The organism is Wenyingzhuangia sp. IMCC45533, from assembly GCF_054111225.1.
On record NZ_CM134197.1, the window covers coordinates 79,182 to 96,940 of the forward strand.

Consider the following 17,759-nt stretch of genomic DNA (forward strand, 5'->3'; position numbering starts at 1 on the left):
AAGTATAAAAATTATTTTATTGATTAAATAACAGACTTTTAAACAACCATTTTACATACTCCCCATACGCAACCACTCCGACTCATCTAATCCAACTCTAGATAATTGAGAAGCATATTCAACAGCAATTCTCTGAGCATGTAAATCTTTTAAATCAAAAACCCACTCAAATTGTTCATCTTCCTCACCATTATATTTTTGTTTGAAGAGATATTTATCATCTACTTTCTCACTTTTAACAACACCTTCGGTCTTATCTCCAATAAATTTAATTGTTCTTAACTCAAATGATTTCTTTTTTAAAGCTAACTTATCTCCTTCTGGTGTAACAAAATTAAACTTCCCTTCAGAAATTTTAGAGAGAGGTAAAAACAAAAACTTTCGCTCAAAGCCATATAACCTAACACTATCACATTTTTGCTGAATACATACATAAAAATCATTAGTTTTTTTTGTGCTTTTTACTACTGTTCCTAAACTCAATTTAGGGTTCGATTTATACGGTAAAAGCAAACTTTTGTGATGAGTTAGTGTCGCAAATTTATGATTAATATTATTCTTATTACTCAACTCATTATTATTTAGAAATAATGTGATATTACTATCTTTAAGTAAGCTTTTAATCCATTTGGATACTTTACCTTTTGATATTGATTCACCATCATTCAATTGTAAACTTGAAAGAACTTCATTAAATCGTTTATTTATTTCAGAATTGGAATTTGTTAATAGATTGTTGAGTAACATTTTATTTCTAATGTAAGTATCTGTAGTTTCAACACCTTCATTATTAAGTGTGTATTTTGTTTCATCGTTAATATTGAAATCTACCCAATTATTTATAAAATCTTTGTTAATAAAACCTGTTACTGATTTATAGTTTAATGTATCGGCTAGAGCATCCTTTAATAATTCTATCAAAAGATCTTCAGCATCTTCTTGATTAGGTAGTAATGATCTATGAGCTAAATAAGCGTTATCTAACTCTTTTGAAAAAAGACCTAAAATTTTACTTGAATTACTTCTAATTTCAGAAATTGCTTTTAATGAAAAACTAGGTAGAATCCCTTGGGTAATAGATGTAAAATCATTTATTATAAACTCAGGAAGTTTTTCATAAGAGATTACTCTTTTTTCTATTTTCTCACCTACATATTTCTTTTCACTTCCAGTATCTTTTATAATTACAGAAATCTTATATGAATTACCTATTAATTCATATTCATTTTTTACAAGACCCAAATCTTTTTTGATAACTCTGGAATAAATCTGATTAATTATTTCATCTAAATCTATTTCACCAGTATAAACAATAATACTTTTAAGACCTGTAAATTGTGTATCGTCAAAAAGTATTCCATCGATTAAGTCTAGAGTATATTTACCCCTGTGATCTTCTTCCTCAACAACATCGTCATCGTCTCCAAATTCTTCAGTAGTTAACAAGTCCATATTCCAGTCAAGAATTACAATGTCTGACTTCTTAGAAATATTAGTCAATGAAATAATATCAATATCTTTTTCGGGATTATAAACAGCACAAATTTTTTCAGCATTAGAAAAAGCTTTTATTATTTTCTCTTGATCCAAGTGATGCTTTTGTTTCTTTCTCTCACCATAAACATCATCATCAATAAACACAATATTTTGAATATATTTATCAGCTATTTTTTTACATTCAATTAAAAAGTTATCACTCATTATTTTCTTTCTTTAATTTTTCAATTTTAAAAGTTACAGAATAATCTTCTCTAGGGACATCTAAATAGATATCATAAAATTCTGCATTTAGAACTTCTTTACTAATATGAAGTCCCATTCCTCTCCCATTTTCTTTTCGAGTAAATCCTAAATCAAAAATTTTATAATTATCCTGAACAGGTATGGATATACCATTGTTAGAAATAAAAACATTTCCTTCTAAATCAGAGTGAAGCAATATTATTTTCTCCTTAACCGGAGAATTGTTGAGCCAATAAATAGCATTATCTAATAAATTAACAAATACAGGGTAAAATGTTGATCTAAAACCAAATAACTTAGATTTAGAAAATCCTTTCGTATGCTTAAATTTAATATTATGTCTCGTCAATCGAGTTTTAAATAAATCTAGTAAGAAAGTCTTTATTTCAAGAGCTTTTATTTCTTCTCTATTTCTATTTAATCTCCTGTTTAAAGGAGTAAAAAGGTTCAAATAACCATCCAAATGCTCAAAACTTATCTTGATATTTTTATAAACACCTTCAAGATCTTCGTTAACATCAGACCAAGCTTTTAAATCTTTTAATCCAGCTCTAACAGTTTTGATAGTACTACTAAATTCATGGTGTATTACCCCAACAGCCAAACCTAACTGACTTAACTCAATATCTGACTGAACTCTAGTTCTCAAATCATCTAATTCCTCCCCTATTGCGTTAGTAATTTCTTCATTAGTAATAATATGATCATCAGCATCTCTTTCCCAATAAACACTTTCTAACTGCCTTATTATAGAATCAAAAATTATGGCATTCCGATCACTAACTGAATTTATATCATTTTCTAACTCTTTTCGTTTAGTTACTATATCAATATCGGAACCTTGCGAGAGGTTTAAATTTTTAAAGTCATCCTTTACCCCTCTAATTTTATTATCTAAGTCTATCATCAAATCATTAGTCAACTCCTTAACTCTTTTCGTTATGTCACTCACAGAACTTGATAAATCACTTTGTTTTTTTTGATTGATTTTTTTTGCTTCAGTAGATATAAAATCAACTGCTTTTTCTAATCGTTTTCTTTTACTTATCTCTAAATTTAAAGTATCTACAGTTTTTTCTACTAACGAATCAATTCGGTTAAAAGCGGGTACAAACAATTTGTATTCTAATGTGTTGATTTCTGATAAATATGTTTCATAATCAACTTTCATACTCTTTTTTATTACAAAACCTCTAGGTTGTGAAATACTTATCTTTTTCTTGTAATTTGTTAATTCTAACCTAATGTCCGATTCAATATCTAAAACTTTCTGACTAGCATCATCATGTCCTTTAATGCTATAAACAGCTCCAAATTGAATCTCAGATTTTTCAAGAATACTTTCTACCTCTTTTTTAAATACTTCGTTATTTAGGTTGATGAAAAATTCGTTTACTGAATTTTCAAATTTTTCTTTTCTAATCTTAATTTGTTTATCTCTTCTCTCTAAAGCTTTATGAGCTGATTGAAGTTCTTGTCTTTTAGTTTTCCAAGCCTCAGCTTTTGGACCGGCTGTTTTATCATCTCTAAAAAAGTCAGCTGCTAATTGAGTAAAGAAATTTTTTAGTATATCTTGTAGCTGTCTAAATGCTTTATTTTCAATAAAACCTTCCCTACCAGCCTTCTCTTTTAATTTAAAGTTTTCCTTTTGATGAATATTTACTACTCCAAACATTCTTCTATATGAAAAGAAATAGGTAGATATTCTTTTTGATCTATTTTTTTCTATATCTAAGTAGTCAAAATCTGAATCACCATAGGGAAGAATCCTAATGTTATCTTTGTATATATAGAGACCTCCAAATTTATCTGCTTTAGCTAGAATTCTAGAAAAATTTTCTGGATCTATTACTGTCTCAGCCTTAGTACCTTGAACATAGGCTAGGTTTATACTAAAAGCTCCGCATTGAGTCTCCTTAAAATTATTAGCATTCCAATTAACAATATGGTCAAAATTTTTATCTCTATATACTTTAACCATTCCTTTAAATTGACCAAATTTATCAAACTCCCCTTGAATATGATGATCAGCTAATTCAAAATCTTCTGGAGTAAAAAAATGTTCTTGGTCAATAATACTAAAATAAGTGTCATCTTCTCCTCGATAATCCCGAAACAAAATATTTAATACTGGACTAGGGTGATCTGGTGTCATTGTATTATGAAACCCAATTAGCATTTTTTCTATTTTAGTAGCATCTTTATTATTTTTTCTTCCATCTATATCAGCATTTAATATATCATCAACATTGGAAATGTAAAAAAAAGTACCCCTATTATCATTAATTGAATAATCTCCTATTAATTTCTTATCTAATTCTTTGGGAGATAATTTAAAACTTAAAATAGTTGATGATATAGATTTAGCTTCCTCATCATCAATATCACCTTGATTTAATAAAACTGAAACAGAGTCTAATAGCTCTTTTTTCATTTCATTAATATCATTTAAATTAGGAAGTGAGTTAAACTCTCTTACTGGAACAACGATATCCTCTAGATTAAGACCCGGTAATTCAAAAATTTGCCAATTAATTAATGCTCCAACTATTTTATGATTTTCTCTTTTAGACAAAATCAACACTTGTTTCCCGATGGAAGCAATCGCTAATCTACCTATTCCTTTTTCTCCCATAGATGGTCTTAAAGGCTTTGTATTATCAACAGGTGGTGGAGACATTTTTTTACTTAAAAACTTACTTTCAGTACCTAATGTAAGCCACCTAGATTCAAAATCTTTTTTTGACATACCAACCCCATCATCTCGGAGTACAAGAAAATTTTCTTTTCTGAAATAATCAATATCAACCTTATCTGCATAAGCATCATGAGCGTTTTTCAAAAGTTCATTGATAGCAGTAGGGATTCCAGCTATTTGTTGTCTTCCTAATAAATCTAATGTTCTAGCTCTGGTTTTAAAATTAGCCATTTAAATGATTCTTTTTTATAGCTAAGCCTATTCGCCTAGCATATTCTGGTGGAACTGCGTTACCTATTATTCTTGCTATTGCAGCTTGACTAGTTCCAAAAAACTTATATTTTTTAGGAAACGACTGCAAAGTTGCTCCTTCTCTTAATGAAAGAGCTCTATCTTCTTCTGGATGCACAAAACGACCATTAGAAACACTAAAAAATTTTGTTGTAATTGTAGGTGAAGGTTTATCCCAGTATAGCCTACCAAAAGTATCCGTGTGAGATGTATCTCTATCTATAAAACATTTTAATTGTAATTTGGGATTATTAGCAAAACTTAATCTATTACCACCATTATGAGGTACAGTTTGAATTCTTTCTAATGTGAGTTTTGATATGTTAGGAACAGAATGTATAAACTCTGTGGAATCTTTATGACCAGCTTCTATTTTAGGAAAGCCGTTTTTAACACCTAGCACATCTCTAACCGTAATTTTTTTTCCTTTATGTTTATCAGGAAAAATTTTATTTTCTCCGATTCTATTTGCAACCAAAGTAAAACGTTTTCTACTTTGAGGAACACCATAATCGCTAATGTTATGTACCTCAAAATGAACATTATACTTTTTTGACTTTAGCCACTTTATAAAATCATCTAGACCACTTTCTTCTTTCTTCCTTAATACCCCTGAAACATTCTCTACAACAACATATCCGGGATTAAAAAACTTCACAAATCTCTCGAATTCTATTAGTAGGTTTTTAGATTTTTTAGATTTGGTCTTATCTGTATTGATTATGCTCCAAAACTGACAAGGACTACAACCTATCAATAATAAATCATCATCATTACGTTTTAGCCTAAGATCTTTTTGTAGTTTTTCAGCATCTAAATCGAAAACATCTGCTGCAATAAATTTAGCTCCTTTAATATTAGCCTCATAAGTTTCCTTACAAGCAAGCTCATGATCTATTCCAGCAAGAATTTTTATTCCTGCTTTCTTCATACCATAGCTCATACCACCACCTCCACAAAAAAAATCAACCGCTTTTAAGTTACCCTTCAATTTTTGATAGTTTTATTCAAAGGTAACTTTGTTTAAAATAAATGCAAAAATCTACATAACAAAATTTCTTTTAAAAAACAACAAATACATAATTCATATAAAAAGAGTCCCTTAAAAGTCCCTTATAAGCATCAAACTCAATAAATAAAGACAATTTCATTTTCTATATTGGGGGAAATAAACAGGTCAAACAAATCACAGCATAAGTTTAAGGTTTTATACTGCAATTCTAAATGTTTTGTTTTTAAAATAAGAAGATGAGTACTCCCCTATTTTTCTTGTGAAAGATTGATTGTAGTACTCACAAGCATTGCTAAAAATCTTACTGCTTTTTTTATAACTATTATTTTATATGTTGATTAATAATAGTACAAATGTGTAAAACAGATATACGTCCTAATTGCATAGTTGAAGTGTGGTAAATAAAAAAGCGAAATAACGTTCTTTATTTCGCTTTTGATTATTAAATGATTTTACTTATAAAATAAAAAGTATGATTGTAATTACAAATAGCAACTCATAACATCTGTTAATTTTAAAATCTAATGAATATGTATATTCAACCTCTTCGTAATTCTCTTCGTCTTTTCTAGAGAACCTTTTAAATTTACTCTTCATTATTATTGTATTGAGCATAAATGACTACTTTAATACCATCATATAAACAAGTGGGATCTATCTGTTGAATTACCGCATAAAATAAACTTGTATGTCCTAAATTTAATAAAGTACCTATTGTTTTATTCATTGCTTTAGGAATATAACCTAGTTTGAAATCTTTATAATAAATAGCAACTGCATTTTCGTCAAAACGATTATCGGGTTCTGCTATCAATGATACTTTTTTTCCTACTTTAAGTTTATTGTAAACTAAAGCTCCTTCATTATATTGATAACCTGCAATACTAAAAGATTTAATGTGTTTTTTTGTAGTTTTCATATTCGTGTATTTTGTATTTAACACAAATGTGTAAACTAGCTACGCAATCTATTTTCGCAAGTGTGAGTTTTCTAATAATTCAATAATATTTAAAGCTAAATTTGTATTCAATCTAGTCATATTATTTTTAGTTATAACGCTCGCAAAGCCTACTTTACACTGATGAAATGTTTCAGGTTCTGAATAATCAGTACGATTTACAAAATTTCTATAGACTTTTGATTTTTCTTCTGCTCCAGGATATAATAACATTATTTTTTTAGCATTCCAATAGCGTCCATACGTATACATCTGTCTTAAATCTTGTACACTGGCTTTAGCATCATATGGAATTTTCCATTTGGTATCTACTATATAATCTTCATTATTAATACAAATTCTAATATCAGGTCGTAAAGTATGATTCCCAATAAAACTTCTAGATTCCTGGCCATAGACACTCATATTTTCTTTGCCTTTAGTATATTTTTGCAATTGTTTTAGTACAAAAGTCTCCCAAAGGTTATTCATATCAAAAAGGAAGGCTATCATATTTTGTTTACCTCCAGATAAATCTGGAGAATAATTTAAAATAATCAGCTCTGCTAAGTCTAGTGCCTCTTTATAAGCAAACGATTTTCTAGTGAGCTTTATACTATCTAAATCTTTAACAGTTATGTTTTTAGCACTTAATTTAGGAAATTGAATTTCTATTCTTTGTACCGCATCATACAAATAAGTTCCTTGGGTAAAACCACCAATAATATTTAACGCTTTGTATAATATTTGGTGTAATAAATGGTTTTGATCATATACTTGATGCGTGGTATAAAAGCGGTCTTTACGAACCAGATTTTTACGAATATTAGCAGCAAATTCTAATTTTCCTTTTAAGGTATTAATATTCGCGGTGTGATTTCTGTATTGTTTTATAAACCCTTGATTTAAAAGCATGTTTATCTCCTGTAAATAGTTTTCAAAGTAAATTTCTAATAAATTTACTTTTTGTCTTTTTAATTGTGCCTTACCAGAGTTTTTTACATTTAATTTTCCACATGCTTTTAGCATTGGGATTAATACGTTTTTCCACTTATCGTTGGTGTCGTATTTATCTGCCTTGGGATTTATTTCAATAGTTAATCCTTTTACTTGTAATACACCTACGTATTGATTGAATTTAATGCCTTTATATACGGGTTGAAAATAAACACCACCATGAGCATCATTCAGTTTTAATAATAAATTTAAATGGTGATCAGTAAAGCCATTGGTGTTTAACTTTAAGGTTTCATGCTCAAAAACTTGTATGTTATTGTGACTACTCATTTTTAGTAGTTTCCTCAATGTTTAATAATGTTTTAATAGCATTAATTATAGTGTTTTTATCTACTGATTTTAAAATATAGGTGTTGTTTTCAAACTGGTCAACATCTGGATAATTGAAATTAGAAAATTCAACTATATTATTTTCAGGAGCTTTTACAAAACCAGTACCTAAAACCAAACCAATTTTACCGTAATCTCCATAAAAATATTCCTGTAATAAAGGAACAATGCTATTATTAAATGTATTAGCTAATTGTGCTTCTGTAGTAATATTCATAAAATAAGAATGTCCTATGGTGTGATCCCTATCTATTAACACTTCAATACGTTTGTTAATTGTGTCTAGAACATTAGACAGTTTAATACTTGTGTTAATAAGAAATTCAGGAGTTTTTATTTTAGAACTATCAGGCATTATTTCTTTAAACACGAATCTACGTCTTAAAGCGGTATCTAATGCTTCTACAGATCTATCTGCAGTATTCATTGTTCCATAAACATCAAGGTTAGCTGGAACTCCAAAAATGGTTTTGGAATATGGTAATTCTATCAAAATTTCATTCTTTGCCCCTGTTCTTTTGTCTTTTTCTATTAAAGTGATAAGTTCTCCAAAAATAGCAGATACATTTCCTCTGTTAATCTCGTCTATAAAAATAGCATATCTGTGTTTTGGGTCGTTTTTAGCTTTAATACACAAATCTTTAAAAATACCATCTTCAATACAATAAGATATTTGCCCAGGATTCTGTTCATTTTCTGTTAAAACAGGCTTTATTCCCTCTATAAAATCTTCGTAAGCGTAGGACTGATGGAAAGTAACAAACTTATATCGTTTGATTAATTTATCTGGGTTGGGTATAAAATTGGTTACAGATTCTTGTAATTCCAACAACTCTGGCACTAACTCTTTGGCTACTAAAGTATCTATGCTCCATAGTGAATCAGATGTTTTGCTAAATAATAAAGGGTTAGCTCTATCTGTAACGTTTACATGTTTACAATCTAATACTGTATGGCTTTGGAGTTGACTCCACAAAATAGACCTTACATTGGTAGCATTAGAAAGCGTTGCTTTTTTTTGTACCCAAGCATGATTTAAAATATCGTTTACTTTACAAGTTCCGAGTTCTGTTAGTGCTACTACTATTACTTGCCACCAAGAACATTGCCCCACAATATTGGTGAAGTTTTCTTCTTTTGTAATATTAGATTCAAGTGTTGTGTATTGATGAAATATCTCGTTTTTTAAGTAATGTGTTTTTCCTGTTCCAGGAGGTCCATACAAAATTTGATTGATGGGTTGAGCTTTAATTTTGTTTTTTTCATCTTCTTCTACTAACTCTGAATCAACATCTCCCATCCCAAAAATTATTTTAATATTATCTTTTTTATGAACTTGACTAATTGTATCTCTATACCCACCTGTACCTTTTAAAACATAAGGTTTAAAGTTATTCTTCCATTTTACTGTTAATTCCTTTCCGTTTTTGGGATTCCCTGTAACTATACCAATGCAATGGACACCCATTACAGGTATTGTTTTATCATCTTCGTTCATAGTATAGGTTGTTTTTGCAGCTATAACTGACCCAACCTTAACTTTATTTACCCTATTATGGTATTTGTTGTCATAACCATTAACCCAAACATTGTTATCTATAAATGTTTTTAATTGATTCTGTTCTGAGGCTTTTTTACTGTAAAAATGAAATCCAACACAGTAGTAATTTTTAGTTCTATCTATAATTATTTCAATATCATTTTTAAATCTAAGCAAGGCATTTAGTGCGTTTCTGTATGTGCCATTGGATTTATTTCCAAATTCATTATAAATACCTTTTTGACTATACAGTTCTATTAATTTTTCAAATTCTAATATACTATTTTGAAAAAAATCAATAGAATTACCATTGTGCTGATTGTAGTGTTCCTGTATTTTTGGGATAGCTGATTTATAGCTTTTAGCAGACCCCTCAGTTTTATTATCTCTGGTAACAAGCCACTTTTCATATTTATCTAAATTCATTTTTTCTTTAGCTATTCTTTTTTATCTCTATAAGCAATGAATAATATTGGTAATTGATTAAAATCTCCAATTATCAATGCTTGTTGTTTCTTTCTACTCCAACCTTGTATTTGTTTTTCTCTATAAAAAGCTTCGCCTATTCGAGTAAACCCTTGGGCATAAACCAATTTTACAGGCCATCTTTTTTCTTCTCTAAAATTTTATACCCTTTTTGTTGTGCTATAATTCTTAAAAAATCCTTAGGAGGAAATAATTGATCGTGCATTTTTACTTCGTATTTAGTTGCGGGTATTAAGTCTATATCGTTAGATACAATATGTCTAAATGCTTTATAAACATCTTGTTTCGTTATCAATTTATAAAATTCAGAAGCTTTAATAATTGTATTCATTTCTTTCTTAATATTTTATTGCTTTTTCATCATATAGTAATAATTAAAGGTTATAAGTTATAATAGAATTATATATAGTACACTTGATTACGGCTCAAGAGGTTTTCTTATCTATCAATAAACTTAGATTTAAAAAGACCTTGCTTTAGTAGATATAGATTTTCACTCATTCAGAACTTAAGAATAAACGATAAATCTATAATGAATTTGATGAAATAGTTAAGTATTGCTACCATAATACAATTATAATTTCAAAGAGTTTTAAGCAATACTATTATCATTTACCTCATTAATAATAGCTACTAAATTTACAACTTTATCGTTTTCAAACAATCCTAAAATACCATTATCTGCATTTTCTGTAAAAGGCATCGTTGACGATAAAAGAGTCTTATCTAAAACTCCATTATTATTAAAAAACTCTTTTAAACGATCTATAAATCTAATTTGTTGAGCATTTAAATTGTTCTGTTGAATAAAATCAGTAAATAAAAGATTTGCAACTTCAATATCTAAACCAACTATAGATCGTACAAACTTCCCTAAATCTAGAGTGCTTGTAATATCATTTAATTTTTCTTTTGGAACTTCTGTTTCTTTTAGTAAAAAAGATTCTAAAAGCTCTAGTTCTTTGTGAGTGATTGGTATATTTTTGTACAACTTATTGATTACTAGGTAATCTTTATGATTATTGACAAACTGTTCTACTTTCTTTTTATAAACTTCCAAACTATTGGTTCCATAAGCTAGAACATCGACTTCTCTAACTCCTTGAATTGTATCTTCAAAATCTGCATATACGGGAATTAATGTTTCTGTTTCTAAAAACTTTATCAACTCTCTAATATCATTTCTTAAAGCATCCAAACTATTGATTGTCAAGGTTTCTATATAGCCTTCTGTTTGAATATTTTTTAGTATTGATAAATGTATGGCTACTGCAGGTACATTTCTTTTCTTTTCTAACTTTTGAGCAATCGTTGCCAATCTATCCGTAAAGTTTTCTTCTGCTTTTTTATCTTCTAAAATTTTAGCTAATTGTAATTTAAAGCAAAGAATATCTAAACGGATCGCTTTTTCATCTTTATCAACCATATATAATAAAGAGAGATCTTCTTTTAAATCAATTTCATCAGTTTGAGATATGATTAGCCAATTGGTACGATTCTTATATTTATGTACTGTTTTTAACACTTTACGGACTTCAAATCTTTCAGTATTTAAACCAGTAATGGTTTGGTGTAAGTGATCTACAATTTCTACTGCATAAGCATCTTCTTCCTTAGTAGATTTCACATTGTTACGTATGGCTTGTACAATATCTATTTGTACCTCAAATAGCTGTTGTGAAATAGATTTTGCTTGTTTAGATGTGTAACCATCGGGATGTGCATCAAAAAACTCAAAATTATTACAAAAATCAAAAATGACAAATTCTTTTTTGTCCATGCCTGGTCCAAAAAGATTAGGACACAAACGTGTTCCTCTACCAATCATTTGCCAGAATTTAGAAGATGATTTTACTTTTTTAAAGAAAATTAAATTCACTACTCTAGGAGCATCTACTCCCGTATCCATCATATCTACAGAAATAGCAATTTGTGGGTCTATTTCTTTTTTCTCATCACAAAATTTCTCTAATAAATCTTGTGCTTTATCATTGTAATTGTCAATTACTTGTGCAAAAGAATTTGCGTATTCAGGATAATTTTTATCGAAACGTTCTTTTATAAAAATAGCGTGTTTATGGTTTTTAGCAAATAATATGGTTTTACCTATTTTGTCTCCCCCTGCTATTTTTATTCCGTTAGACATTAAAAAATCCAGTACTTTATCTACGGTATCAGCATTGAATAAAAAACTATTTATTTGGTTAGCTCCTATTTCTTGTTCTTGATAATCTTCTGTATTTAAGGTGGGATCTCCAAACAAAGCTTCATACTCCTCTTTTTCTTTATCAGAAAGGTCTTTGTACTTTAAACCATCGTTTGGTAGTTTTAATGGAACTTCTATAGCTTTAGGAGGAACCAAAAATTTATCTGCAACGGCTTTGTTTAATTCGTATCCGAAGGTGGCATCTTCGTCTTCTATATTAAATAATTCAAACGTGTTTTTATCTATATCTTTTTTAGGAGTTGCAGTTAAGCCAATCAAAATAGCGTCAAAATAATCAAAAATGTCTTTGTACTTATTGTACACAGAACGGTGTGCTTCATCAATAATAATCACATCAAAATAACCTACACCATAATAGCTTTCATCCGTTCCCTTTGTCTTGTTTATTTTATTTAAGATGGTAGGATAGGTAGAAAACACCAACCTTGTTCCGTTGTCTTCTTTTTCTTTGGTTAAATCTATACTCGCTAAATTAGGAAGCTGATTTTTAAAAGCGTTTTTAGCTTGCGTAACTAAGGCATTTCTATCAGCCAAAAACAAGATTCTTTTTGCCCAGTTACACTTGGTAAACATGTCTACCATAGCAGCTGCGGTACGTGTTTTCCCCACACCTGTTGCCATTACTAATAAGGCTTCTCTGTTTTTTGAACGTAACTCATTATTTTTTCCTGTAACTACCAAGTTTTCAGATACTCTCTTAATCGCTTCTAATTGGTAAGGTCTACCCGCAATGTCTTTATCTACTTCAAAAGTACGAATGTCTATTCTTGAACTTCTACGTTGTATTCTTAGCTCTAATTCCTCTTGCGTATAAAAGCCATGTACTTGTCTAGGTCTTTCAAAAGTATCATCTACTATAAAGGTTTCGTAACCATTGGTATAATATATAATGGGTCTTTGTCCTTTTTCTACCTCTAAGCAATCGGCATACAACTCTGCTTGGTGTTGTCCTTTTTTTGCACTGTGCAACGTACTTTTTGCCTCTACTACTGCTAAAGGAGATCCGTCCTTAGCCCATAAAACATAATCTACATAACCTTTACCAGATGGATTAGTTACCAAAGACATTCCTGTAACAGGGTACTCTAAATCCAATCCTTTTTTTAAGTTTTTCCAGCCTGCTTCTGATAACATTAAGTCTATTAACAACAGTCTAGTTTCTGCCTCTGAGCTTAGTTGTGGTATTGCTTTTTCATTATTTATATCGCGTTTACGCTCTTCTTTACGAATGGTAAGCGCTCGCTGTTGTACTTCTAATAACTTTTTTAAGGCTTCGTTTTCTTCTGCTAGTTTTTGTTGTTCTTGCTGTATTTTTTCAAAAGCTGCAACTGCTTTATCTAATTCTTTTGCTTTGGCTACAGCAGCTGCTTTATTAATGTTAGTTTGTTCTCCTTTTGGAATGTTTTCTTCAGAAAACTGAAAAACACTTCTTTCGTAAGATTCTCCGTAATATATAGTTACGTAAGACAACACCTCGTACATGTACTTTAAAGATTTTAAAGACTTGTTAGTGTTTATTTTTGTTCCATGTGCAGCATCGTTTCCTATTCTACGGACAATGTCTGCGGCTTGTAAAATACTTGGTTTTATATTGTCTTTAAAATCTTGATGCTTTAACATTGCTGCCAAGTTAGTGTCGTAAGGGGCAGATAAATCTTCATCGTTAGCATAGAGCCATTTTACCGTTTTTTCTAAAGTTGCCCTACACATAATAGCACCATAAACAGGTGTGGTTAAGGTGTGCTTTTCTGCCTCTAAAATATCTAAGTAGATTTCTGGAAATGCTTGTTTTAAAAACTGAAAATTACTTTGCATCTTTTTCTTTTTTCACACAAAAGGTAACATTGTTTGCCAATAATAGGTTTTGTTTACTCTTTTTAGACACTAAGATACAACGAGTCATGTAAAAGAACCTTATAAATACACAATATTGTTTTAATTAAAAGAGAAAACGTATACCCACTTAATTTTAACGTTTTACTTTACATGTAGCTCTCCCACCTGACCTCCGTGACTGCGTATTACACACCCACCTAACCTCCATGTTTGCGTACAACACACCCACCTAACCTCCCTCGAGGGAGGAATTGTAGTAGTTCCCTCACTTGGAAGAGGAATGTTGCGAATGTGTTTTTACAACATTATGTAGCTCTGCCAAAACAGATTGCATGTCTTTTTTTACTGCTGTATCTGTAAAACGTAGAAAACGAACCCCTTGTTCTTCTAACATAGCTTGTCTTTTAGCATCGTACTCTTGTTTGTTGTGGTGACTGTAACCGTCTATTTCTATAGCTAGTTGTAATGCATAGCAGTAAAAATCTACCATAAAGTGTAGCATGGGCACTTGTCTGTGGAATTGTACTCCTAAGGATTTTCCTTTTATTTTTTGCCAAAGCAACACTTAAGAGAGTGTGCTGTTATTACGTAAATATCTTGCTTTTTCTCGGAGTTCTTTGTCATAAGGGATGATTGTTCTTTTCATGGCTTGAATTTGCGATATAGAAGATAAGGAATTTAATGTGAGTTGTGTGTAGAACATTGTAGTTTCCACCTATGCGTGTAGCACACCCACCTAACCTCTCTGTTTGCGTATACAACATCCCTCATGCCCCCTTCAAAGGGTGATTTACGTGTAATTCCCTCCTTGAGGGGGATTAAGGGAGGTGTTTACAACTCCCCTTTAAACGCTTTTTGCAACAAACAGTTAAACAAGTTTTCTGCTTCTTGCAACTCTTGCTGTACCAATTTTTTTTGTTGTTCTATATTGGCTGTTTTTTTTGCAAATTGGTTTTGTTTAGTAATATTAGGTAACGAAACTTTTAATTTAGTAATATGTTCTATTTTGATACCTTTAACTGTTGCTCCAGTTGAAACTGACTCAAAATGAGATAATTTACTTTTAAATAAATGGAATAAATAATGGACGTTAATTTCACCTATAATTTTAACCCCTTTTAAATCTTGATTTATAGCCACATCAATACCTGCAATAACAGCTTTACCAACAGCCATTCTTGTTGAAACTATAAGAGAGCCTTTTGAAATTATTCTAGTTGAGCTATTTTCTACACCTAATAAAGATATTGTATCTTGAGTTTTTATTAGTACATCAGATTTTAAATCTTTTACACTAGCCCACGGTATATCACCATTCCAATATGAATCATTAGCTTTAGATGGTGTTCCTCCACCAACAAGCTTAATAACCTCTCCTAATTCAATTAATTCACCATCATTCATACCAAACATGTCTAAAAAAATAGATCGTGCTAAGGCATCGTATTGTTGTAATACGGCTTTGGTTTTGTCTCTTAACTCCGCAGCAGTATCTAATATTTGGGCAATGCGTTGTTGTTCTTCTATGGGGGGTAATGGGATTTTTAGTTCTTTTAAATATTTAAAATGTCTATTGTACCCTGTATTAGGAACATTTATACTTTTAAAAAAATAGTATAGATATTTCACATTACAATCTTCTCTTTTTGACTGTAACACTTTAGTACCATCAGCCCCCATTACAAATGGAAAATCTATAAACTTAAAAACTCTGGTGTGATCACCAAATATGATATAAGGAGGTTTAGTCTTTACTATTACCGATTCATCATTATAATAACCTGCAATCATTTCTTTTCCTTGATCGACTATTGCAATAGTTCCTTTTTTAAGAAACTTTGATTTATTAATTTTTTTATTTCCACCTGAATTATCACTAACAAGATTTTTGAAATCAATCACATCCCAATTATTTGGTAATAACTTTAATGCTTCAATATTCTGAACTAAATTAGATTTCATCACTTCATCAATTTTTCCAAATTCAACAAAGCCTCCGTACGTTGGTTCTCTAGTGTTTTTATGTTGGCTATAATGGTACTAGGAGCCTCGTATTGTACTTCTTCATATACAATTTCTTTGTATCGGTTGATGGATAAATCCCAATCGTTGGCTTCTATTTCGGCAAGTGGTACAGTGAAAGATTGTTGGGTACGTTTGCGGTTTGCTTCCGTCCCTCCTTGAGGAGGGATTGAGGGAGGTGTGTTTAACATCCCCCTAGCCCACTTGGAAGGGGGATTTTTTTCGTTCTCAAGTAGGGATTTTGCACCCTCCTGGCCTCCTTGTAGGGAGGAATATCTTGCAATAATATCTGGAATGTCGTTTTCGGTAATAGGGTTACGTTTGTCGTCTAGGCTTAAACCATCCGCTTTCATGTCGTAAAACCACACATTGTCTGTACCCCCGTGATTGGTTTTGGTAAATATTAAAATGGCAGTACTTACCCCTGCATAAGGTTTAAATACTCCACTAGGCATACTAATCACCGCTTGCAAACGTTGGTTGGCCACCAATTCTTTACGGATGCTTTTGTGTGCAGTAGAACTACCAAACAAAACACCATCTGGCACAATAACGGCAGCACGGCCACCAATAGTCATCATACGCAAAATGAGGCTTAAAAACAGTAATTCTGTTTTTTTGGTTTTGGTGGTTTGCAATAAACTGTTTTCTACATCGTCATAATCTAAACTTCCTTTAAATGGAGGGTTGGCCAGTATTAAGCTGTATTTATTTTCTATAGTGTTGTTTTTACTTAGAGAGTCTACACTCAGTAAATCGGGATTATCTATCCCGTGCAATTGTAAATTCATTGCCCCAATACGTACCATGGTTGGGTCAAATTCTAAACCATTAAACATATTACTTTCAAAGTGATTTCTAAATTCGGCATCAGAAAACCAATCGACTTTGTTATCATAAATATATTCTCCGGTACTTACCAAAAATCCTGCGGTACCACACGATGGATCACAAACCGTATCTTCTTTGGTAGGTTGCATGAGCTCCACCATCATTTTAATAATGTGGCGAGGAGTTCTAAACTGTCCGTTTTGCCCACTCTCGGCTATTTTCCCCAACATGTACTCGTACAAATCTCCTTTGGTATCTCTATTATCTAGCGGTAAGGTATCTATTTGGTCTACCACTTTACTTAATAGCTTTGGGCTAGCAATCATAAACGTAGCTCCTTTCATATTTTCAGAAAACACCCCTCCTTGGGTACCTACTTGCTTCATAAAATCAAAAGCAGTAATATCACCCAGCTCACGTTGTGGCTTGGTAAACAAATCAAACATGCTTTGTGGATCTAGGTTTTTAAATCTAGAGTATCGCAAAGGAGCTTGTGCCTCTGTGTAAATAGGGGTTTCTATAGGTAAACCTAACAGGCTGGCTTCTTGCTCTTGTTTTATTTGACGATCGTCTAACTGTTTTAAAAATATTAGGTACGAGAACTGCTCTATCACCATCATAGGGTTAGAAATTCCATTGGTCCAGAAATCGTTCCAAATACTGTCTATTTTACTTTTTATTTCTCCTGTAATCATACTGTATGATGCTGTTTTATTTCTCGATACTATTTTTTACGTTTCACTTCAAAAATCACTCGAAATGACAAAACTGTTTTGCCTTCTATCCTTT

Annotated in this window: 11 protein-coding genes; all 11 read right to left on the bottom strand. The window is 30.9% G+C overall.

Annotated features, from left to right (window positions below; genetic code table 11):
* Window positions 1-51: 51 nt before the first annotated feature.
* Entirely contained in the window at window positions 52-1,701 is a 1,650-nt protein-coding gene (locus tag ACXGQW_RS00360) for a response regulator receiver domain (RefSeq protein WP_457823137.1), read from the bottom strand.
* Window positions 1,694-4,672 (bottom strand): ATP-binding protein, encoded by a 2,979-nt coding sequence (locus ACXGQW_RS00365; protein WP_457823138.1) that lies wholly within the window; start codon window positions 4,670-4,672, stop codon window positions 1,694-1,696. Before ACXGQW_RS00365 ends, ACXGQW_RS00360 begins: the two co-directional genes overlap by 8 nt.
* Window positions 4,665-5,723, bottom strand: a complete 1,059-nt coding sequence (locus ACXGQW_RS00370; protein WP_457823139.1) for a DNA cytosine methyltransferase — start codon at window positions 5,721-5,723, stop codon at window positions 4,665-4,667. Before ACXGQW_RS00370 ends, ACXGQW_RS00365 begins: the two co-directional genes overlap by 8 nt.
* 607 nt (window positions 5,724-6,330) lie before the next feature.
* Complete coding sequence (locus ACXGQW_RS00375; RefSeq protein ID WP_457823140.1) at window positions 6,331-6,663, bottom strand: HIRAN domain-containing protein; 333 nt, start codon at window positions 6,661-6,663, stop codon at window positions 6,331-6,333.
* Window positions 6,664-6,711: 48 nt separating this feature from the next.
* Window positions 6,712-7,968 carry an McrC family protein gene (locus ACXGQW_RS00380; RefSeq protein WP_457823141.1) on the bottom strand — a complete coding sequence of 419 codons (1,257 nt, stop codon included), beginning with the start codon at window positions 7,966-7,968 and terminating at the stop codon, window positions 6,712-6,714.
* Window positions 7,961-9,994 (bottom strand): McrB family protein, encoded by a 2,034-nt coding sequence (locus tag ACXGQW_RS00385; protein WP_457823142.1) that lies wholly within the window; start codon window positions 9,992-9,994, stop codon window positions 7,961-7,963. Before ACXGQW_RS00385 ends, ACXGQW_RS00380 begins: the two co-directional genes overlap by 8 nt.
* A 169-nt stretch (window positions 9,995-10,163) precedes the next feature.
* Window positions 10,164-10,385 (bottom strand): hypothetical protein, encoded by a 222-nt coding sequence (locus tag ACXGQW_RS00390; RefSeq protein ID WP_457823143.1) that lies wholly within the window; start codon window positions 10,383-10,385, stop codon window positions 10,164-10,166.
* 261 nt (window positions 10,386-10,646) lie between these two features.
* Window positions 10,647-14,096, bottom strand: coding sequence for a DEAD/DEAH box helicase family protein (locus tag ACXGQW_RS00395; RefSeq protein ID WP_457823144.1), 3,450 nt, complete (start codon window positions 14,094-14,096; stop codon window positions 10,647-10,649).
* A gap of 286 nt (window positions 14,097-14,382) precedes the next feature.
* On the bottom strand, window positions 14,383-14,679 hold the full coding sequence (locus tag ACXGQW_RS00400) for an endonuclease domain-containing protein (RefSeq protein WP_457823145.1): 297 nt from the start codon (window positions 14,677-14,679) through the stop codon (window positions 14,383-14,385).
* 269 nt (window positions 14,680-14,948) lie between these two features.
* Window positions 14,949-16,079, bottom strand: coding sequence for a restriction endonuclease subunit S (locus ACXGQW_RS00405; RefSeq protein ID WP_457823146.1), 1,131 nt, complete (start codon window positions 16,077-16,079; stop codon window positions 14,949-14,951).
* Entirely contained in the window at window positions 16,079-17,665 is a 1,587-nt protein-coding gene (locus tag ACXGQW_RS00410; RefSeq protein WP_457823147.1) for a type I restriction-modification system subunit M, read from the bottom strand. Before ACXGQW_RS00410 ends, ACXGQW_RS00405 begins: the two co-directional genes overlap by 1 nt.
* Window positions 17,666-17,759: the final 94 nt, after the last annotated feature.